We start from the raw sequence: 20,248 nt of genomic DNA on the forward strand, positions 1-20,248 counted from the left end.
CTCAACCATGGGTCACCAGCGGTTTCTCCGGCAGCAGCGCCAGGGTCTCCGGCAGCGAGTCGAACGTCAGGTGATCGCTGAACACCGGCAGGGGGTCGACCGCTCCCCCGGCCACGAGGTCGAGCACGGCGGGCAGGTGCGGCGTGATGTCGGGCCTGCCCGTCGTGAACGTGACCGCGTTCATGTACATCGGCCCGGTGGGCACCGTCACTCCGGCGAAGTAGATGCCGGCGCTGTGACAGTGCCCACCGGGTTCGGTCGCCTTCAACGCCGCCGTGAGCCCGTCCGGGTGCCCGGAGGCGTCGTAGGTCAGCGGGAACTCCCGCCGGTCCAGGTCACCCACCGTTGCGACCGCCTGCGCGCCATACCCCTCAGCAATGGCGCGACGACGGTCGCTGGTGTCGACGTAGGCGACCTGGGAGGCGCCCAGCGCGCGGGCGAACGCGCACGCGTACAACCCGATGCTGGTGCCACCGAACACGAGCAGCGGCGCACCGGGTGCGTGCGTCTGTCCCTTGAGGACGCTGCCGTACGCGTCCGTGAGGTTGTCCGAGGCCGACGCGAACGCCTCGGGCGCGACTCCGTGCGGCAGCCTGACCAGGTTCGCCGCCGCCCAGGGCACCCGCACCAGTTCGGAGAACAGTCCGCCCCACGCACCGCCGAGCGGCAGCCCGAACATGGCGTACCGAGGCACCGACAGACACCGCGAAGGCGCCCCGGACGAACAGGTCGCGCAGGTGCCGCACGAGATGTGCCACGGCACGACGACGAGATCACCGGCGAGAAGCCCGGAACCTCCTGGGTCCACGACCTCGGCCACGCACTCGTGACCGAGTTGCAGCGGCGCCGGGAACGGCGTGCGTCCCGCGATCACCGCCCGGTCGAGGTCGCAGGTGGTGGCGGCGACCGGGCGCACCACGGCGTCTCCGGGATCGACGACACGTGCGTCCGGGACGTCGCGCCACCGCAGTTCGCGATTTCCGGTGTACTCCAGCACCCTCATTTGACACTCCCCGCGGTGAGTCCGGACCGCCAGTACCGTTGCAACAGCAGGAACGCGAGCACGAGCGGCAGCAGGGCGAACAGCGACCCGACGACCATCAGCGGGTAGTAGTCGGGGTCGATGTTCGCGAGTGAGTTCCAGCTGTACAGGCCGAGGCTGACCGGGTAGAGGTTCTGGTCGGACAGCATCACCAGCGGCAGGAAGAAGTTGTTCCAGATGGACGTGAGCTGGAACAGGAAGATCGTCACGAAGCCCGGCGCGAGCATCCGCAGTCCCACGAACGCGAAGCTGCGGATCTCCGTCGCGCCGTCCATCCGCGCGGCCTCCAGGACCTCGTTCGGCACGTAGGCGGCGGAGAACACCCGCGCCAGGTACACGCCGAACGGGTTGAACAGCACCGGGATGATCACCGACCAGACCGTGTTCGCCACCCCGGCCGCCGACACCATCAGGTACAGCGGCAACGCGAGCACCGCGGCCGGCACCATCACCGACACGAGCACCAGGGCGAAGAGCTGGTTCTTGCCGGCGAACGAGAACTTGTCGAACACGTACCCGGCGGCCGTGCTGATCAGCGCACCGACGGCCGCGCCGCCGACCGCGTACAGGATGCTGTTGAGGTACCAGCGGCCGTAGATGCCCTTGTCCTGGGTGAACAACGACTTCACGTTGTCGGTGAAGGCGAAGTTGTCCCACGAGAAGAAGTCGGACGCGAACAGCGCCTCGGTGTTCACGGTGGACGCGAGCAGCAACCAGACCAGCGGCAGCAACGCGTAGAGCGCGCCGACGCCGATCACGACGTTCGCGGTGAGCCGTCCGGTCATGAGCGTCCCCCACGGGCAGCGCCGCGCGTCACGGCGAACGAGAGCAGACAGCACACGATCAGCAGCAGCACCGACGCCGCCGAGGCGAGGCTGTGGTTGTTGCGGGCGAACGCGGCGTCGTAGATGTACATGTTCGGGGTGAAGCGCGGGCCGATCAGCGGGGTGACCTTGCTGAGCAGCATGGGTTCGGTGAACAGCTGCAACGCGCCGATCACCGTGAAGATCAGCACGGTCACGATCGTGCCCCTGATCAGCGGCACCTTGATCGTCACGGCCGCGCGCACGGGCCCGGCGCCGTCGATCTCGGCCGCCTCCAGCACCTCCCGCGGCACGGCGCGCAGCGCGGCGAAGAAGATCACCGTGGTGTAGCCGAGACCGCTCCACAACGCGATGTTGACCAGCGAGGGCACGACCATCTCGAGCCCGAGGAAGTTCACCTCCAGGTCGAGGCCCTTCATCAGGTCGATCACCGGCGAGATGCCCGGCGTGTAGAGGTAGAGCCACAGGACGGTGGCGATGATGCCCGGCACCGCGTGCGGCACGAACAGGATCGTCTGGCTGAGCTGCCGCAGCCGCACCACGCCGGAGTCGAAGAGCAACGCCAGGGACAGCGCGCCGACGATCACGAGCGGGATGAACACGGCCGAGTACAGCAGGGTGATGCCGACGCCCTGCAGGAAGCTCGGGTCGGTCAGCACGACGCCGTAGTTGCGCACGCCGACGAACGCGGTCTGCCCGTTGCCGAACCCGAGGCCGGTGTGCGAGCGGGCGAAGAAGCTCAGGTAGATCGCGTACAGCGTCGGCGCGAGGAACACGACGGCGAGCAGCGCGACGAACGGGCCGAGCAGGAGGCCGATGGCGGAGCGTTGCCTGATCACGAGCGCCTCACCGCCAGACCGAGGCTGCGCATGTCCGGCAGCGTCTCCGCCTCCGCGTCCCGCAACGCCTGCGCGATCGTGGTGCCGTAGGGGATGCGCGCGAGGCCGTGGTGGATGGACGTGGCGGTGGACTGCATGCGCGGTCCCCACGTCCAGTCACCGTGCTGGAGGTCGTACTGCTTCGCGGCGAGGCCGTAGAGGTCCTGCCCGCCGTAGAACGTGGTCTTGAACTGCTTGGCCGCCGCGTCCCACAGCTTCGGCGCGGCGGGCAGCAGGCTGGAGCGCCCGCTCGACAGGCGCGCGGTGATCGCCTCCGGGGAGGTGGACATCCACTCGATGAACCGCATCGCCCGGTCCTTCTTGACGCTCTCCGCAGTGATCACGTGCAGCGAGGCGCCGTCCCGTCCGATCGACGGCTTCGCGGGATCCCACTGCGGTGCCGCGGCGATGCGCCACCTGCCGGCCCCGCCCGGCACCGAGGACGCCAGCGCGGCCACACCCCACGTGCTGACCAGGTGCGTGGCGACCCGTCCCTCGGCGAGGGCGGCGAGCCATTCCTGACTGCTGCCCGGTGCGAGGAACAGCAGGTCCTCGTCGAGCAGCGACTGCCAGTAGTCAGCGGCTTTCAGAGAGCCGGGGTCGGTGAAGTCGACGACCCACGAGTCTCCGTCGACACCGAACCAGCGGCCGCCGGCCTGCATCACGTGGGCGGCGAAGAGGTTGTACCCGTTGGGGTGGAAGGCGGTCAGGTAGATGTTCTTGGCCTTCAACGCGCGGGCGGCCTCGCGGAACTCGTCCCACGTCGTCGGTACCTCGACGCCGTGCTCGCGCAGGAGGTCCTCGCGGTAGAGCATCAGCAACGGCGGCAGGTCGAGCGGCACGCCGTAGACGCGTCCGCCGAACGAGGCACCGGACCACGCCACCGCGCCGAGGTCGTCCCGGAGCCCCGCGCTGACCAGGTCGGTCACGTCGGCGGCCACCCCGTCCAGGGCGAACATCGGCAGGTCGGCGTCGGCCATCGACACGACGTCCGGCGCGTTGCCGGCCCTGGCGGCGTTCGACAGCTTCGCGTTGCCCCCCGCGAAACCCGAGGTGACCGTCTCCAGCACGACCGGTTCGCGGGGATTCTTGGCGTTCCAGGCGTCCACGACGGTGTTCGTGCCGCGCAACGAGGACCAGAACTTCAGCGGCCCGTTCGGATCCTTCGTGGACGACGAACAGCCCGTGAGCAGGGTGAGACCGGCGGCAGCGAGCAGGCTGCGGCGGCTGATCATGGGCGAACCGCCGGACGCGGCACGTCCACGGGGTTCCCGCGGTCGGCGGCCTGGTAGACGGCGAGCGCGGCGGACACCACGGACCGTCCGTAGGCACCGTCGACGTACTCGCCGCCCTCGCCTCTCGCCGCGGACACGAACCCGTCGAGCTGGGAGCGGAAGGCCGACCGCAGGTGAACGGGGCTGGCCTCGACCAAGGTCGTGATGTTGCCGTCCCGCAGCAACAACAGGCCGTCGCTGGCGCTCACCCGCAGCGTCACCTCGGGCATGACGACGTCGGTCTCGTCGTAGTACGGCGTTCCCCTGCTGGTCAGCACGACGCTGGCGGTGACACCGTTGGCGAGCTCGATCAACGCGAGCGAGTCGGTCTCGACGTCGATCCCGTCCCGGCCGCGCACCACGCTGCTGACCCGCCTCACCGTGCCGCCGCCGAACCACTGGATGCGGTCGAGGCCGTGCGTGCCGACGTTGAGCACGATGCCGCCCCCCGCGAGAACGGGGTCGAAGAACCAGGCGGGGCGGGAGTTCGGTTCGTAGTGCGCGGAACGGCGGTGCGCGATCAGCAGCGGCTCGCCGAACTCACCGGACGCGATCAGCGCGCGGGCCTCCCGTGCCACCGGGTCGAAGTGGATGACGTGCGCGACGGCGAGCAGCACGCCCGCCTCCCGGCAGACTTCGATCATCCGCGAGCAGTCCTCGACGGTGGTCGCCATCGGCTTCTCCACCAGCACGTGCAGCCCGGCCTCGGCGGCGTCGACGACCTGCTGCGCGTGCAGCGCGTGGGGTGTCGTGATGATGACGGCGTCGAGGTTCGCCTCGGTGATCATCGTCCGGTGGTCGTCGTACACCTCGACACCGGACGCGGCGAGTGCCTCGGCCGCCTCGCGGCGCACGTCGCAGATCGCCGCGATCGTGTAGCCGTCGGCTCCGGCCGCCGCACGGACGTGGTGTGCGCCGACAGCGCCGGCGCCCAGGAGTCCGATCCGGAATGACGTCATGTTCCTGCTTTCTCGGGAAGCTTCAGCTCTGCCATGCCGCACGACGCCCTGACGACGAGTCGCGGCTGGATCAGGACCTGTTGGGAGGGAACGTTCCGGCCACCGTCGATGCGGTGGAGCAGCAGTTGGGCGGCGAGCGCGCCCACCTCGGTCTTGGGAGGTGAGACGGCGGTCAGCGGGATGTCGCCGACCTCCGCCACCTCGTCGTCGTAGGCGACCACGGCGAGGTCACCCGGCACGGACAGGCCGAGCCGGCGCGCGGCGACGATCAACGCGGCGGCGTCGCGGTCACCGTGGCAGAACACCGCCGTGACCCCGGATTCGACGCAACGCCGGGCATACGCGGTGATGTCCTGTTGCTGCCAGAGCAACCGGCGCACGGTCGCGGCGGCGTCGACGCCGAGCAGGTCGACGGCCTGGTCGAAGCCGTCCGCGACCTGCTCGGACGTGCCGGTGCTGACGCGGCCCAGGAACCCGATCCTCTCGTGCCCCAGCGACCTCAGGTGCCGGACGGCCTTGCAGACACCGCCCGCGTGGTCGGTGCCGACGAACGTGGTGGGGTCGTCCGGCTCGGGTGACGGCGGGCGCCGTTCGGCGAGCACGTACGGGACCGGCAGGTCGCGCAGACCGTCCACGTAGGACTGCGGGTCGGTCATGAGGTGCAGGCTCGGCACCAGGAGCAGGCCCTGCACACCGGTGTCGAGCATCGTGCGCAGCTCGTCGTGTTCGACGTCGAGGTCGTACTTCGAGCACACCAGGACGACACCGACGCCCGCTCCCCGCAGCACGCGTTGCAGCCCGTCGATCACGCGCGGGTAGTAGTACGTGGTGGACGGGACGAGCACGCCCACGAGCGGCCGGCCGGACATGATCGGCGCCGACTCGGAACGGACGAACGTGCCCGCGCCCTGGCGCCGCAGCACCACGTGCTCGTGCACGAGCTGACCGACAGCCCGCCGGATCGTGTTGATGCTGACCGACAGCGTGGTCGCGAGCTCGCGTTCGACGGGGAGCTGGTCACCCGGCCCCCACACGCCGTCGGCGATGTCCTTGCGCAGACGGTCAGCCGCCCACTGCCATTTCGGGCGAGCGGAGGAATGAAGGAATGAATCCTCCGATTCAGCTGATGTCATGCCGGGAAGAATGACTCATGATGCTGCTTGCCGCAAGAGGTGACCTGTGATTTTGTGTGGCGAGACCACATCAGGCCAGAAATTCATTCCTTTCAGAGAATGAATTCGTTGCACGCTAGGAGTGTGCCCTCATGAATGAGGCAGACCTCGAAGAAGAACTCGGCAGGCCTTCTTCCGCGCTCGTCGCGGAGGCCGCCGGCTGGGGTGACGTCGTCGTGCTCGGAGCGGGCGGCAAGACCGGGTCGGGCATCGCGGGCATGGCCGCGCGAGCCTCAGCCGGGAAAGTCCGCGCCGTCTCGCGCTGGTCCGATGAGGACAGCCGCGCACGGGTGGAGGCGCAGGGCGTCGAGGTCGTGACGGCGGATCTCGGCGACCCGGCGGCGGTGGCGTCGTTGCCCGGCGCCGACACCGTGATCTTCCTGGTGGGTGCCAAGTTCGGCACCGCAGGGGCGCCGGAGCAGGCCTGGATGACGAACACCGTGCTGCCCGCGTACGTCGCCGAGCGCTATCCGGAGGCGCGGATCGTCGCGCTGTCCACCGGAAACGTCTACGGCATGACCGCGCCGGTCGGCGGGGGCAGTGTGGAGACCGACGAGCCGCGGCCCGACGGCGATTACGCGATCACGTGCCGGGGACGGGAGCAGGTGTTCACGCACGCGGCGCGCACGCGCGGCACCCCGGTGGCGTTGATCAGGCTCAACTACGCCTGCGAACCCCGCTACGGCGTGCTCGCGGACCTCGCTCAGAAGCTCCTCGCGGGCAAGCCGATCGACCTCACCACCGGCGCCGTGAACGTCGTCTGGCAGCGCTACGCCAACGAGGTCGTGCTGCGCAGCATCGGGCACGCCTCCGACGCCCCGTTCGTGCTGAACCTGACCGGCCCGGAGACCGCGTCAGTGCGGTCGATCGCGACCCGGCTGGCCGCGCGGCTGGGTGTCGAGGCCTCGTTCACCGGCTACCTGCCGGAGACGTCGCTGCTCAGTGACGCGACGACGTGCCACGAACTGTTCGGCTACCCGGACCGCACGCTCGGGCAGTTGATCGACCTGCAGGCCTCGTGGCTGCGCGACGGCGGGTCGCTCTGGTCGAAGCCGACGAAGTTCGAGCGACGGGACGGGCGGTTCTGATGGACTTCGCGACAGCGGCGTTGCTGCGCCGCGGCACGGTGATCCCCGCGCATCCCTTGGCCCTCGACGCGTCCCGGCGGCTCGACGAGGAGCGGCAGCGGGCGTTGACCCGGTACTACCTGGAGGCGGGGGCGGGCGGGCTCGCCGTCGGGGTGCACACCACGCAGTTCGAGATCCGCGAGCACGGGCTGTACCGGCCGGTGCTGGCATTGGCGGCGGAGGAGATCGACGGGCGGGCCGAACTCGGCTCCAGGACGCCGTTCGTGCGCGTAGCGGGTGTGGCAGGTCCCACCGGCCAGGCGGTGGCCGAGGCCGAGACAGCCCGCGAGCTGGGCTACGACGCCGTCCTCGTCTCCCCCGGCGGCCTCCCGGACCACACCACCGACGACCTCCTCGACCGCAGCGCCGCGATCGGCGAGGTCCTGCCCACCATCGGCTTCTACCTCCAGGAAGCCGTCGGTGGCCGCTACCTCCCGCGCTCCTACTGGCGCCGCCTGGCCGACCAGCCGTCGACCGTCGCGGTGAAGGCGGCCCCGTTCGACCGCTACCGCACCCTCGAACTCGTCCAGGGCGTGGCGGATTCCGATCGCGGCACCGAGGTGGCCCTCTACACGGGCAACGACGACAACATCATCAGCGACCTGCTCACCCCGTTCCACGTCAACGGCGGAGTCAGGAGGTTCGTGGGCGGGCTGCTGGGCCACTGGGCGGTGTGGACGCGCTCAGCCGTCCAGATCCTCCACGACGCCCAAGCCGCCGTGGCAGGCGATCTGGAGGCACGCCAACGGGTCGAGGCGCTCAACGCGATGTGCGTCGACGCCAACGCCGCCGTGTTCGACGTCCGCAACGACTTCGCGGGTGTGATCGCCGGTGTGCACGAGGTGCTCCGGCGCGAGGGAATCCTCGACGGCATCTGGTGCCTGGACCCGCACGAGACCCTCTCCCCCGGCCAGGCCGAGGAACTGACCCGAGTGCAGAAGACCTACGCGGACTGGCTGCGCTGACGGAAGGTGCGGGCATCACGTCCGCCCACGGATGCCCGCACCTCCACCCTCTCTCGCAGAACCGTTTCGTGTCAACGGAATCAATCCGTCCCAGGAGGAACGTCATGGCGATTCGTAAGCACGGCAAGGAACCCCGCCGCCGCACCGGGCACTTCGTGCTGCGCCGGGACATGGACATCCGCGTGATCGGCAACGCGAACGAGGCGGCGCAACAGCTTCGACGCATCGTCCGCGAGACCACCGGCATCGTCCTGGGCAACTCCAGGGACGGCGTGGTCATGGTGACGCACGAACCGGCGATGCGCGGGCTCGGCGAAGACGGCTACGCCCTGCTGGTCAGCGAGCACGCCGTGATGCTGCGTGCCGCCACCCCGGCAGGGCTGCGCAACGCCGTCGAGCAGTTCCGCCGGCTGTTGTCAGCCGGCGGAACCGTGACGGCGGCGGACCTGACTCACTTGACCGCGCCGGCCGTGGCGCCAGCCTGGATGTAGCGCTGGAAGCAGACGTACGCGAGCAACACCGGCAGCATCGCGATGGTGAGGCCGGCGAACAGGCCGCTCCAGTCGCTCTGATAGCCCTGCGACGTCGACAACGCGGCGAGTCCCTGCGCCAGCACGTAGTTCTCCGGATCCGGGTTGAGCACCAGTGGCAGCAGGTACTGGTTCCACAGGCCGAGGAAGTTGAAGATCGCGACCGACACCAGGCCCGGCCGCGCCATCGGCAGCATCACCCGGAAGAACACGCCCCAGTGGGTGCAGCCGTCGATGAACGCCGCCTCGGCGATCGCGGACGGCAGCGTGCGGAAGAACGCGTGCAGAAAGAAGATGGTGAACGGCGTCGCGAACGTCGCGTACACCAGGATCAGCCCGAGCTTCGTGCCCAGCAACCCCATCTGCTCGACCGTGAAGAACAACGGCACGAGCGCCAGGAACGTCGGGAAGAACTGGGACGTCACGAACAGGTAGTAGACGAACCTGTTGCCCGGGAACCGATAGCGCGCGAGCGTGTAGGCCGCGATGCCGCCGACCAGCATGGTCAGGAACAACGCGCCGCCGACGACGATCACCGAGTTCAGGAAGTACTGCCCGATCGACGCCTCGTTCCAGGCTCGCGAGAAGTTGTCCCAGCGGACCTCCGACGGCACCGTCCACGGGCTGGTCAGGATCTCCGCGTCGGACTTGACCGAGCTCGTCACCGCCCACAGCAGCGGGAACGCCGTGACGACCGCCCAGAACCCCAGAGCGATGTGCAGCGGGAACCGTTTCATGCCAGCTCCGTCCGGTTCTTGTTGCCGCGCAACGCCACCAGCGCGAACACGAGCGTGCCGAAGAACAACGCGACACCCATCGCGCTGGCGTAGCCGAACTTGCCGTACTCGAACGCCGTCCGGTACAGCGACAGGCCCATGACCTCGGTGGCGCCGTCCGGACCGCCCGGCCCGACCGTCATGATCTGCACCAGCGCGAACGCGTCCAGCGCCACCATGCCGAGGTACACGAACGCCACCTGGACGTTGTCGCGCAGCAACGGCAGCGTGATCCGCCGGAACGTGGTCCAGCCCGACGAGCCGTCGATCAGCGCGGCCTCGAAGATCTCCTTGGGGATGCCGTCGATGGCCGCGGAGAACAGCACCATGTAGAAGCCGACGCCCGACCAGATCATCACCGCCATCACGGCGAACAGCGCGAGCGAGGGTTCGGCGAGCCAGCTGCGTGCCAGCCCGTCCAGGCCCACGGCCCGCAGCACGCCGTTGATCAGGCCGTTGTTGGGGTTGTAGGCGAAACCCCACAGCACGGCCACGATCGCGACCGACAACATCTGCGGGAAGAAGAACACGATCTCGTAGAACCGCGAACCCTTCACGCCGCTGCGGCCGTCCTTGCCGCCGCGCTGGATCATCGTCGCCAGGAACAGGCCGATCCCGATCGTCGCCGCGGGCATGAGCAGCAACAGCAGCAGGTTGTTCTTGATGGCGTCGAGGAACAGCGAGTCGCCGGCGAGCCGGGTGAAGTTGTCGAAGCCGACGAAGTTCGCCTTGCCCGCGACACCGTTCCAGTCCGTCAGCGACAGGTAGAACGCCTGGGCGTAGGGCGAGACGATGAAGACGACGTGCAGCACGAGCGCGGGTGCGAGGGCGCCGATGACGAACCCATACCCGCGGTTGAGCTTGCGGCGCTTGGTCGGCGCGGGTGGAGCGGGCGCCGCAGCCCGCTCCACCGGCCTGGTCGTAACGGTCACTTCCGCTCGTACTTCTTGATGCTGGTGTCCTTCGCGAGGTCGTCGGCGGCCTTCTGCACCCGGTCGACCCACTCGGCGGGCGTGATCCGCCGGGTGACCAGCTCGGCCACGCTGTCGTCGACGGCCTTGGTCAGCGTCGGATACCAGATGCGGTGCCGGTAGTTGATCGTGTCGTCACCGGCGTTCTTGACGGCCTCCGCGACCGAGCTCAGCGCCGGTGACATCGTGAGGCCCTCGGTGGCGCCCTTGACCGACGGCAGCGTGCCGACCGACTTCGCGAAGTCCTTCATCGCGTTGCGAGAGAACAGCATCCGCAGGAACTCCAGTCCACCCTGGACGTTCTTGCCCTGACTCGGCACGAGATACGCCTCGCTGCTGGCCGCGTGGATGGCGTTGTTCTTCAGCTTGCTGCCGTTCAACGACGGCACGGCGCCCATCACCATGTCGAACCCGGCAGGGGTGACGGACTTCTGCTCGGCCTCGAGCCACGAGCCGCTCGGGATGATCGCCGCCTTGCCCTGACACCACGCCGCCTGCGCCTCGGTGTGCGACAACGCCTCCGAGCCGGCCATGAGGTAGCCCTTGCCGGACAACTCGGCGATCGCCTCGGCCGCCGCCTTGACCGACTCGTGCCGCCACGCGTTCGGCTGCAGGTTGTCGATCGACTTCAGCAGGTCCATGCCACCACCGCGCACGGCCATCACCAGCAACGGGTCGGTCATGTACTCGGGGAACTTGCCCTGGTAGGTCCACGGCGCGACACCGGTCTTCTTGATGTCCTCGCAGAGTTCCAGCATCTCCTGCCAGGTCGTCGGCCACATCCAGCCGTTCTTCTCGAACAACGGCTTCGAGTACCACAGGCCCCACGCCGTGTAGGCGTAGTTGAAGCGCACGAACGAACCGTCGTAGATACCGTCCTCGACCACGCCGGGCAGCAGCGTGTCGCGCACCTTGACGTTCGGGTCGTCCCAGGAGGGCGCGTCGAGCAGCTTCTCCAGGTTCTCCAGCTGCTGCGACTGGTTCAGGGCCGCGATGTCGAGCCGGCCCGCGCCGGTGTTGTTCACGACGTCCGGCGGGTTGCCAGCGACGAACCTCGGCCGCAGCGTGTCGCCGACCTTCTGGATGCCCTTGTGGTCGATGACCGCACCACCGAACTGCTTCTTGTAGACACCTTCCGCGGCGAGCACGTAGTCGTCACCGTAGGCGCCCTTGAAGACGACGACCTCCAGCGGGGCGTCGGCCTTGACGCCGAACGGGTTCGTGGCGCTCTTGTCGCCACCGGAGGACTGCGGTCCGCTGTTGTTGCCGGCGGTGACGCAGGCGGCCAGACCGGGGACGGTCAACCCCAGCACCGCGGCGGCTCTGAGCATGCTGCGCCGCGAGATCTCGTTGGAGGGCATGGCGAAGGTCCGTTCTTGTCGAGGGGGTCAGGGAAGCGCGAGCCAGCCGCAGCCTTGGCGCCAGTGGCCGCCCGACTGGAGGTGACTGACGATGGCGCGCTGCAACGTGGTGTCCTGCGGCAGCGCGGCGAGGTCACCGGTGCCGGGAGGGAGGTGGTGGACGAACTCGAGGACGTCGCTGTCGCAGTCCGGCGTGGGGCCGAAGAGAGCCCACCGCCGTTGGAACTGCACGATGTTCGAGGATTCCTTCAGCACTTCGGCGAGCTGCGGGTCGAGCAGCCACGAGCGGCAGGTGCCGTGCTCGTAGCGCTCGTCCGGGAAGTGCCGCCGGAAGAAGGGCCTGGCCTGGCGGAACGACTCGTCGCAGGCCTCCGGCGTCATCGGGCCGTCGCCGGGGATGTGCACCTCGAGGACGGGGGTGCCGTCCTTCGGGCCCGTCTCCGACTCGGCCTCGTACTCGTCGAGCGTGAGCACCGCGCGGTCGAACTGCAGCCTGCCGAGGCGGAAGAGCGTGCCGCGGAAGTGCCGGACCAGCCAGCCCTGCCGGTCGAAGCCACCGGTGTCGTAGTACTTGCGGTAGCTGACGACCTTGGCGCCCAGGTCCTGCACGGTGGCCGCGGTGATGTCGAACGGGACGTCGAGCTCGCGGTGCAGGTCCAGCAGCGACGGCAGCGCCAGCAGGAAGAGGTGGACGTAGAAGTACCGTCCGGCCGCGCCGAGTCCGGCGGGTGCGTTCGGCCAGTCGATCTTCCGGCTGGGGATCGGATCGGCCGCGTAGAGGACCTGGTGGCACCTCAGCAGCGCTTCCCACAGGTCCGGCGTCCCGTTCGGACTCGGCAGCGTCGCCAGCACGCCGGCGTGGTCGGTGTCGGGAACACCGAGCAGCACGAGCCGTCGTGCGGCCTCGGCCGTCGTCACCGGTTCGAGGTCCGCGACGTCGGCGCCCGGCTGTTTCAGCAGCGAGGCGAGCCAGTCGTCGGTCTCGCTCATGGCGGCACCTGCTTTCGGAGATTCCTTCCCCGAAAAGGGAATGAATACGGCGTGTCTTGCCCTGGTTCGGCACATCATTATGTGTGACCTCCTGCACGTCAATGATTCTTCGCAGGTCACACGAACAGCTGAAGAATGACTACCGTGCGCTCATTCCCCCAGGCCAGGGCCTCGCGGTGCGTGAGGATTCATTCCTTCGAGTCCGGATTCATACCGTTGACTCGGTTATCCGCCCCGCATTTCAATGGCACGCATGCCCGATCCCGTTCTCCGGCTCGCTGTCGCCGGAGCAGCGCATCCGCACGTCGCCTACGTCCTCGACGAACTCCCTCTCCGCACCGATGTCGCACTCGTCGGCATCAGCGATTCCGATCACCGCGCACTGCTCGACGCGCAACGGCCTGACGTCGTCGTGGTGGCGGGCATCTACGCCGAACGCGGTCAGGCCGTGGTCGACGCCCTGCGAGCGGGCGCGCACGTCATCGCCGACAAACCCCTGTGCACGAGCCTTTCCGAGCTGGACGCGATCGAGACGGCCGCTCGCGAGTCCGGGCGAACCGTCTCGCTGCTGCTGGAAAAGCGCGGCTACCCCGAGACGCTGGCCGCCCGTGAGCTCATCGGCTCCGGTGCGCTAGGCACGGTGTCGCAGGTGGCGGCTTCGGCGCCGCACAAGCTCAACCGCGCGTCGCGGCCGTCGTGGTTTCTCGATCCGGCGACGTACGGCGGCGTGATCGGCGATCTGGCCGTGCACGACATCGATCTCGTGCTGTGGCTGACCGGGGCGCGCGAGGGCACGGTGAGCGCGGTCGGCGGGCCGAGGCACGGCTCGCTCCTGCTGCGGGCCGGTGAGGTGGCGGCGACGATCGAGGTCAGCTGGCTGACACCGGACTCGGCGCCCTGGCACGGCGACTACCGCATGCGCCTCACCGGCACCTCCGGCACCGCGGAACTGCTGTGGGCGAGGGGAAAGCTGGAGGCCGAGACGCACGAACGTCCGCTGTGGACGGTCGAGCTGCCGGAACGCCGCCGCCCGGCCGTGGCCGTGCTCGACGCGCTGGTGGCCGGCGAGGAACCCGAGGTCGGGACTGCGGCGAGCCTGCTCGCCACCCGGATCGCGTTGCTGGCTCAGGACAGCGCGGACCGAGGCGGGGTGCGCGCATGGGCGGCCTGAGGTTCGCGCTGGTGGGAGCGGGCGCCATCGGCGAGGTGCACGCGCGGTTGATCAACGCCTCGGCCGAGCTGGCCGTGGTCGTGGACAGCAGCCTGGAACGGGCAGAACGGATCGCGGCCGAGTTCGGCGGCACGCCGATGACCTCGCTGGACGACGCGTTCGAGCACGTCGACGCGGTGAGCGTGTGCCTGCCCAGCGGTGCGCACGCGGACACCACCGTGCGCGCGTTGCAGGCGGGCAAGCACGTGGTCGTGGAGAAGCCGATCGACGTGACGCTGAAAGCGGCGGACCGGATCATCGCGGTGGAACGGGCGAGCGGCCGGACCGTGGCGGTGATCAGCCAGCGGCGGTTCCAGGCCGAACCCGCGGCCGCGCACCGGGCGATCAGCCAGGGCGCGCTGGGCCGGATCACCTCGGGCATCGCCGAGTCGACGCTCTGGCGTCCCCAGGAGTACTACGACGCCAAGCCGTGGCGCGGCACGTGGGCGCTCGACGGCGGCGGAGCGTTGATGAACCAGGGCGTCCACGCCGTCGACCTGCTGCTGTGGCTGATGGGCGAGCCCGTGGAGGTGCTCGCGCGGAGTGCCTGCCTGGCCCACGAGCGCATCGAGGTCGAGGACACCGTCGCGGCCGTCGTGACGTTCGCGAGCGGTGCGCTCGGCACGATCACCGCGACCACGGCGGCCCATCCCGGACTGCCGGTGCGGGTGGCGGTGCACGGTGATCGCGGCAGCGTCGTGATCGGCGACGACGGCTCGGTCGAGGACGCACATCTGGCCCAGTACCACGACTTCCTGGCTGCCGCGCGAGACGGCCGGCCGCCTCTCGTCGGCACCGAGGACGGACGCCGCGCCCTCGCCGTCGTGCTGGCCGTCTACGAGTCCGCCCGCACCGGCACACCCGTCGCGCTGAATGGAGAACGGTAGTGCGCATCGGCATCATCGGCACCGAGAACAGCCACGTCGACCACATCATCGACCACCTCAGGACTGGCCCTGACCGCGTCGTTGCGGTCAGCGGTGGCCGTTCCGAACGCAACGACACGTTGCGGGCCAAGGGTTCCCTCGACCACGTCGTCGACGCGCCGGAAGACCTGCTGGGGCTGGTCGACGCGGTCGTCGTCGCCGACCGGCACGGCGACCTGCACCGCGCGCACGCCTCGCCGTTCCTGCGCGAAGGCCTGCCGGTGTTCATCGACAAGCCGCTGGCCTGCACGGTCGAGGACGCCTCGGTGATCATCGCGGAGGCCGTGGCCCACAACGCCCCGCTGACGTCGTTCTCCGCGTTGCGCTGGATCCCCGACACGGAAGCCCTTGCCGCACAAGGCCCCGCACGCCGCGTCACGGCGTCAGGTCCCGTCGACCCGGCCAGCCCGCACGGCGGCATCTTCTTCTACGGCATCCACCCGGTCGACGTGGCACTGCGCCTCGCACCGGGCCCGATTCGTTCGGTCGACGTCACCCGGCTCGCCGACCGCATCGCCGTGCGGGCCGAGGTCGGCTCGGCGGAGGTCGAGATCGACCTCCTGCTCGGCGAAGCACCGTTCACCGCTTCCGCCGGCTCGGCCCGGCGGGAGCTGACGCTCGACGAGCACTACTTCGTGCCGGGGCTGGAGGCGTTCCTCGACATGGCCGCCACCGGCAAGCCGCCCATCTCCCACGAGGACCTGCTGCGCCCCGTCCACCTGCTCAACGCCGTCGCGAAGGCCATCGCATGATCATCCCCAAGCCCGTCCACCTGGTCCGCTCCCCCGGTGTCTTCCGCCCGACGTCCATCGCCGCGTCCGGGGAGGCTCTGCCGGTCGCCCGGCTCCTGCAGTCCTACGTCGGACTCCCGTTGCACCCGGACGGGGACGTCGTCCTGGAGGTCGGCGGCGACGGCGAGGCCTACTCGTTGTCCGTGACGGCGTCCGGAGTCCGGCTGCGCGGGTCGGTCGCGGGACTGCGGCACGCCGTGCAGTCGTTGCGGCAGCTCCTGTCCGGCTCCGAACTGCCGTTGGTCGAGGTGCGTGACGAACCCCGCTTCGCCTGGCGCGGAGCCATGATCGACGTCGCCCGCCACTTCCTGCCGCTCGCCCACCTGCGGCGGCTCGTGGACCAGATCGCGCTGTACAAGCTCAACGTCCTGCACCTGCACCTCACCGACGACCAGGGCTGGCGGATGCCGGTCGACCGCCACCCCGCGCTGACCTCCGTGGGCGGGTGGCGCGCCGAGAGCATGATCGGCCCGGCCGGCGGCACCACCTACGACGGCATCCCGCACGGCGGCGCCTACACCAAGGTGGAGCTGCGGTCGCTCGTGTCCTACGCGGCCGCCCGCGGCGTCACCGTCGTCCCCGAGGTCGAGATGCCCGGCCACGCCCGCGCCGCCCTGGCCGCCTACCCCGAACTGGGCAACTTCCCGTCGCGCAGGCTGCCCGTGTGGACCGGCTGGGGCGTGTCCGAGGCGCTGTTCGGCGTGCAGGAGCAGACCTTCTCGTTCCTCCGCGACGTCCTCACCGAGGTGCTGGAGGTGTTCCCGTCCCCGCACATCCACATCGGCGGCGACGAATGCCCCGCCGGCGAGTGGGAGACCAGCCCGCTCGCGGCCACCCGCATCGCCGCCGAGAACCTGCCCGGCCCCTCCGCGCTGCACGGCTGGTTCCTCGGCCGCGTCAGCGAGTTCCTGGTCTCCCGAGGTCGCCACCCGATCTGCTGGGACGACGGCGAGAACCCGCACGGCCTCCCGAGCCAGGCCGCCGTGATGATCTGGCGAGACCCCCGGCACGGACTCGAAGCCGTCAAGCGCGGCCACCACCTCGTCATGGCGCCGTTCCGCAGCACGTACCTCGACTACCCGCAGAGCGCTCACGGCGAGCCACCCGGCCAGCCCGCCGCCGTGGTGTCCCTGGAGGACGTCTACCGCAACGACCCGCTCCCGGCCGACTGGGACGCCGAGTGCGCGGCGCGGGTGCTGGGGACGCAGGGCCAGCTCTGGACCGAGTTCGTGAAGACCCCCGAGCACGCCGAGTACCTGGCGTTCCCCCGGCTGTGCGCGCTGGCCGAGTCGGCCTGGTCGGCCGAGCGCGACTGGGCGGACTTCCGCGCCCGGCTCACCGCGCACGGCTCGATGCTCGCGGAGGTCGCGCCGCATCACCGCCCGCTCGACGTCACGCCTTGACGCGGCCCTTGGTCGTCCACATCCGGTAGCCCGCCGACACCGCGTCCGACTCCGACCGGAACGTCATGTCGCCCTTCATCCGCCGGTAGTACGGCGAGTCGGGCGTGTGGTAGACCATCGTCTTCGAGTTCCCCTTGACGGGCAACGGTTCCGGCTTCTTCGGCGCGACCGGCTGCTCGGCGATCACCACCTGCTCCGCCGCCGGGCGGGGCGCGGGCAGGGCGAGGCGCGTCTTCGGGCGTTCGGGCTGCAGGCGACCGCGCACCGACAGCCACGTCACGAGCGACCCGACACCGAAGGACACCAGGCACAGCAGGAACATCTGCGAGAACAACCAGAGCACAGCGAACTCCTAACGGACGACGACGTCGACCTGGCGGGTGGCCGGGTCGTACTCGCCGCCGGGGGCGGGACGGGTCTCGATGGCGATCAACGCGGGCGACACGCCCTGGCCGACGAGTTCGTCGCGGACCATCTGGCCGCGCGTCGTCGCCATCGCCTGGTCCGTGCCGTGCGCCACCAACGTGATCGAGGCGCGCGGCGCGACGAGCAGCATGCGGCCCACGCGTTGGATGAGCACCGGGCCGTGGCCTTCGTACGCCGTGGTGCCCTGCACGAACCGGATCGCGCCGTTGCCGTTGACCAGGCGGGAGATCGAGTCGTGCAGCGCCTCGACGTTCAGGTCGCCGACCGCCGCGGACGGGCCGATCTCGATGCGGTCGGTGACCTGCAGGCCGTTCGCCGCCTCCTTGACGGCGTCGCGGACCGCGGTCGCACGGGCTTCGTCGGGCACTCGGGCGGCGACCACGACCTGTCCGTTGTGGACCGTCGTGGTCACGTCGGACACCTTGGCGGACAACGCGGCGTCGAGCACGCGGCCGATCACGACCGGCGGGATCGGCAGCAGGCCGCCGAGCCGGAGCGCGGCCGTGACGCGGTGGCCGTCGGACTGCACGGCTTCGAGCAGCGCACGGCGTTCCGCGTCGTCGGCGACCGCGCCGGACACCAGGATCTCACCGCCGCGCACCGCCACGAGCAGTTGCTCGGGCTCGGCCGCGCGCACCTCGGTGACGCCGACGCCGGAGACGTCGGACACCACGGCGCGCACCGCGTCGACCGACCGCGGCGCGACCTCGCTGACCACCACCGAGCGGCCCTGCACCGCGACAACGCCGTGGTAACCGGCCTTGCCCAGCGCTGTGCGGACGTCGGAGTCCAACGCCCGTTCGATGCCACCGCCGTAGACGAACACGCCGGTGGCGGCGAGCAACGCGGGCACCAAGAGCCCGCCGATCCAAACCGCGTGAGGCAATCGCACGGCGCAGGGTTATCGGACCTCGCGACCGAAAATCCAGCTGGTCCAGTCTTTCGGACCGAACTTCACCCGGTCAGGTGGCCGGGTGAAGCTCGGACCGCGTCTGCTAGTCGACCGTGGCGCGCGTCCTCCGCCAGGCGATCACGATCAACGCGATCAGGCCGAACAACGGGATGGTGCTGATCGCCCAGGAGAGCCCCATCGGCGGTCCCGGCTGCTCCATGACCTGGAGGCTCTTCAGCTCACCGGTCCCCGCACCCGCCGGTCCGTCGATGTCGAACCGCAGGGTCCACGTCCCCGGCGCGGGCATGGCGTGGATGTCGAGACCCCAGACCTCCCGCTTGCGGGGGTGGCGGGCGAGCGGGCCGTCGTCGTCCTCCGCGCCGTTGTAGAACATCGTGAGCGTGCCCGTCTTGCCCGTGATGCCGTCCTCGGGCGCGAAGGTGAAGTCCAGCGACTGCATGGCCTTCACCGGCCACGTGCTGAAGCCGATGGTGAGGTCGTACGGTCCGGCCTGCACCTTCTCGGTGTGCACGACGTTCACCGGCTCGAACGCGAGAGCCGGAGCGGTCAGGCCGAGCAGCAGCGCCACCGTGCCCGCGAGTCCCAGCAAGGTCTTACGCATGGCTGTTCTCCTTCGCCGGTGCGAGGTGGCGGAGCATGTGGCCGAACCGCCGGCCGAGCATCCCGGCGAGCGCGCCGAGCACCGCGCCCGCGACGACGGTGGCGAGGTAGCGGTCGAGGGCGGGGAAGTTGCCGCCGTAGACGAACATCCGCTGCAACGGCGCGCAGCCCGTGATGATCACGCCGCCGACCGCGCCGACCAGCCACGCGGGCAGCTTGTGCAGCAACTCGACGGTGACCGCGACGAGGACGAGGCTCATCGGGATCATGTTGGGCAGGCCGGGGATGCCGTCGGCGTAGTCGCGCAACGGCAGGCCGGTGGCGTCCGCGTAGACCTCGGTGGCCCACGGCGAGAACCACCAGAACAGCGCCTGCAGTGCCGCGACGACTACACCGACGGCCAACGCGCCGCCACGCCGCTTGAGCACGTACGCGCCCATGAACAGGATCATGACCGAGAAGAACGCGCTGCCGGCGTTGACGGTGTTGACGGGCCCGCCGGGCAACGCGCGCAGGCCGAGCACGGTCACCATGCTGAACGCGAGCAACGTGGCCGCGGCCCCGGCGACGCCGTAGGTGCCCCAGTTCTGGTCCCGCGCGACCGCGAAGATCATGACCGCGCCGACCATCGTGATGGAGATCGACAGCAGCAGCCCGATGTGCGGCGGCGAGTCGATCACGGCGTCGAAGCCGTACAGGCCGTGCCACCACTGGTCCCAGAGCCCGTAGACCAGGAACAGCGCCGCGCCGATGCCGGAGACCAGGTACCCGACGGGTGCGGCGAACGTGCGGCCGAAGACGCCGACCGCGCGGCCGCCGACGACCGGGTCGACCTCCTTGTCGCGCTTGGAGTTCGCCGTCGTCAGCAGCACGACGGCGAGGCTCGCGAGGCCCGAGATCGCACTGCCCGCGTACAGGAACAGGTGCGGCAGCGTGAAGAACGTGTCGGGCCCGACGTCGGAGTGCCACTGGATGTCCCAGGTCAGGCCGATCAGCGAGATCAGGGTGCCGCCGAGCACGACGCTCGCCGGGATCAACCCCCTCGGGACCGTCCTCGTCACCGGCGACGACGCCGCCGTCGCCGTGATGTGTGCGGTCATTCCTCCCCCT

General features: G+C 69.8%; 21 protein-coding genes. 7 read left to right on the top strand and 14 right to left on the bottom strand.

Annotated features, from left to right (window positions below; genetic code table 11):
- Position 1 precedes the first annotated feature (1 nt).
- Genes PV646_RS21795 through PV646_RS21820 form a run of 6 tightly spaced genes read right to left on the bottom strand, consistent with a single transcriptional unit; the run spans position 2 to position 6,110 of the window.
- Positions 2-1,003, bottom strand: coding sequence for a zinc-dependent alcohol dehydrogenase (locus PV646_RS21795; protein ID WP_500344007.1), 1,002 nt, complete (start codon positions 1,001-1,003; stop codon positions 2-4).
- A complete protein-coding gene (locus PV646_RS21800) occupies positions 1,000-1,827 on the bottom strand; it encodes a carbohydrate ABC transporter permease (protein WP_500344008.1) in 828 nt (275 codons plus the stop codon). Before PV646_RS21800 ends, PV646_RS21795 begins: the two co-directional genes overlap by 4 nt.
- On the bottom strand, positions 1,824-2,705 hold the full coding sequence (locus PV646_RS21805) for a carbohydrate ABC transporter permease (protein ID WP_500344009.1): 882 nt from the start codon (positions 2,703-2,705) through the stop codon (positions 1,824-1,826). Before PV646_RS21805 ends, PV646_RS21800 begins: the two co-directional genes overlap by 4 nt.
- Positions 2,702-3,979, bottom strand: a complete 1,278-nt coding sequence (locus tag PV646_RS21810; protein ID WP_500344010.1) for an ABC transporter substrate-binding protein — start codon at positions 3,977-3,979, stop codon at positions 2,702-2,704. Before PV646_RS21810 ends, PV646_RS21805 begins: the two co-directional genes overlap by 4 nt.
- Positions 3,976-4,977: a Gfo/Idh/MocA family protein gene (locus tag PV646_RS21815; protein WP_500344011.1), complete on the bottom strand. Its 1,002-nt coding sequence runs from the start codon at positions 4,975-4,977 to the stop codon at positions 3,976-3,978. The genes PV646_RS21810 and PV646_RS21815 overlap by 4 nt, the downstream gene beginning before the upstream one ends.
- On the bottom strand, positions 4,974-6,110 hold the full coding sequence (locus tag PV646_RS21820) for a GntR family transcriptional regulator (protein WP_500344012.1): 1,137 nt from the start codon (positions 6,108-6,110) through the stop codon (positions 4,974-4,976). The genes PV646_RS21815 and PV646_RS21820 overlap by 4 nt, the downstream gene beginning before the upstream one ends.
- Before the next feature lie 131 nt (positions 6,111-6,241).
- On the opposite strand from PV646_RS21820, the gene PV646_RS21825 reads away from it, so the two are divergent.
- From PV646_RS21825 to PV646_RS21835, 3 genes are all read left to right on the top strand, one after another.
- Positions 6,242-7,237 carry an NAD-dependent epimerase/dehydratase family protein gene (locus tag PV646_RS21825; protein WP_500344013.1) on the top strand — a complete coding sequence of 332 codons (996 nt, stop codon included), beginning with the start codon at positions 6,242-6,244 and terminating at the stop codon, positions 7,235-7,237.
- Positions 7,237-8,241, top strand: coding sequence for a dihydrodipicolinate synthase family protein (locus PV646_RS21830; protein WP_500344014.1), 1,005 nt, complete (start codon positions 7,237-7,239; stop codon positions 8,239-8,241). The genes PV646_RS21825 and PV646_RS21830 overlap by 1 nt, the downstream gene beginning before the upstream one ends.
- 104 nt (positions 8,242-8,345) lie before the next feature.
- Positions 8,346-8,732 carry a glycoside hydrolase family 20 zincin-like fold domain-containing protein gene (locus PV646_RS21835; RefSeq protein ID WP_500344015.1) on the top strand — a complete coding sequence of 129 codons (387 nt, stop codon included), beginning with the start codon at positions 8,346-8,348 and terminating at the stop codon, positions 8,730-8,732.
- Here PV646_RS21835 and PV646_RS21840 read toward each other — a convergent pair.
- From PV646_RS21840 to PV646_RS21855, 4 genes are all read right to left on the bottom strand, one after another.
- On the bottom strand, positions 8,693-9,508 hold the full coding sequence (locus PV646_RS21840) for a carbohydrate ABC transporter permease (RefSeq protein WP_500344016.1): 816 nt from the start codon (positions 9,506-9,508) through the stop codon (positions 8,693-8,695). The two genes, PV646_RS21835 and PV646_RS21840, sit on opposite strands and share 40 nt — an antisense overlap.
- Entirely contained in the window at positions 9,505-10,383 is an 879-nt protein-coding gene (locus tag PV646_RS21845) for a carbohydrate ABC transporter permease (protein WP_500345057.1), read from the bottom strand. Before PV646_RS21845 ends, PV646_RS21840 begins: the two co-directional genes overlap by 4 nt.
- Positions 10,384-10,475: 92 nt before the next feature.
- Positions 10,476-11,879 carry an N-acetylglucosamine/diacetylchitobiose ABC transporter substrate-binding protein gene (gene ngcE, locus PV646_RS21850; protein WP_500344017.1) on the bottom strand — a complete coding sequence of 468 codons (1,404 nt, stop codon included), beginning with the start codon at positions 11,877-11,879 and terminating at the stop codon, positions 10,476-10,478.
- Positions 11,880-11,906: 27 nt separating this feature from the next.
- Positions 11,907-12,869: an acyltransferase domain-containing protein gene (locus tag PV646_RS21855; RefSeq protein ID WP_500344018.1), complete on the bottom strand. Its 963-nt coding sequence runs from the start codon at positions 12,867-12,869 to the stop codon at positions 11,907-11,909.
- 253 nt (positions 12,870-13,122) lie between these two features.
- Here PV646_RS21855 and PV646_RS21860 point away from each other — a divergent pair, with 253 nt between their 5' ends.
- Genes PV646_RS21860 through PV646_RS21875 form a run of 4 tightly spaced genes read left to right on the top strand, consistent with a single transcriptional unit; the run spans position 13,123 to position 17,199 of the window.
- On the top strand, positions 13,123-14,040 hold the full coding sequence (locus PV646_RS21860) for a Gfo/Idh/MocA family protein (RefSeq protein ID WP_500344019.1): 918 nt from the start codon (positions 13,123-13,125) through the stop codon (positions 14,038-14,040).
- A complete protein-coding gene (locus PV646_RS21865) occupies positions 14,028-14,966 on the top strand; it encodes a Gfo/Idh/MocA family protein (protein WP_500344020.1) in 939 nt (312 codons plus the stop codon). Before PV646_RS21860 ends, PV646_RS21865 begins: the two co-directional genes overlap by 13 nt.
- Complete coding sequence (locus PV646_RS21870; protein WP_500344021.1) at positions 14,966-15,757, top strand: Gfo/Idh/MocA family protein; 792 nt, start codon at positions 14,966-14,968, stop codon at positions 15,755-15,757. The genes PV646_RS21865 and PV646_RS21870 overlap by 1 nt, the downstream gene beginning before the upstream one ends.
- Positions 15,754-17,199, top strand: a complete 1,446-nt coding sequence (locus tag PV646_RS21875; RefSeq protein WP_500344022.1) for a beta-N-acetylhexosaminidase — start codon at positions 15,754-15,756, stop codon at positions 17,197-17,199. Before PV646_RS21870 ends, PV646_RS21875 begins: the two co-directional genes overlap by 4 nt.
- Here PV646_RS21875 and PV646_RS21880 read toward each other — a convergent pair.
- The 4 genes from PV646_RS21880 to PV646_RS21895 all read right to left on the bottom strand — a co-directional run bounded on the left by PV646_RS21880 (position 17,189) and on the right by PV646_RS21895 (position 20,238).
- Positions 17,189-17,542 carry a sunset domain-containing protein gene (locus PV646_RS21880; RefSeq protein WP_500344023.1) on the bottom strand — a complete coding sequence of 118 codons (354 nt, stop codon included), beginning with the start codon at positions 17,540-17,542 and terminating at the stop codon, positions 17,189-17,191. The two genes, PV646_RS21875 and PV646_RS21880, sit on opposite strands and share 11 nt — an antisense overlap.
- A gap of 9 nt (positions 17,543-17,551) precedes the next feature.
- Complete coding sequence (locus tag PV646_RS21885; RefSeq protein ID WP_500344024.1) at positions 17,552-18,517, bottom strand: hypothetical protein; 966 nt, start codon at positions 18,515-18,517, stop codon at positions 17,552-17,554.
- A 103-nt stretch (positions 18,518-18,620) separates the two neighbouring features.
- On the bottom strand, positions 18,621-19,139 hold the full coding sequence (locus PV646_RS21890) for a hypothetical protein (RefSeq protein WP_500344025.1): 519 nt from the start codon (positions 19,137-19,139) through the stop codon (positions 18,621-18,623).
- The gene (locus tag PV646_RS21895; RefSeq protein WP_500344026.1) at positions 19,132-20,238 is read right to left on the bottom strand and encodes a hypothetical protein; all 1,107 of its coding nucleotides are present in this window, start codon (positions 20,236-20,238) and stop codon (positions 19,132-19,134) included. The genes PV646_RS21890 and PV646_RS21895 overlap by 8 nt, the downstream gene beginning before the upstream one ends.
- Positions 20,239-20,248 lie beyond the last annotated feature (10 nt).

It is taken from the genome of Streptomyces sp. ID05-26A (assembly GCF_033794685.1).
Taxonomy (GTDB): Bacteria; Actinomycetota; Actinomycetes; order Mycobacteriales; family Pseudonocardiaceae; genus Lentzea.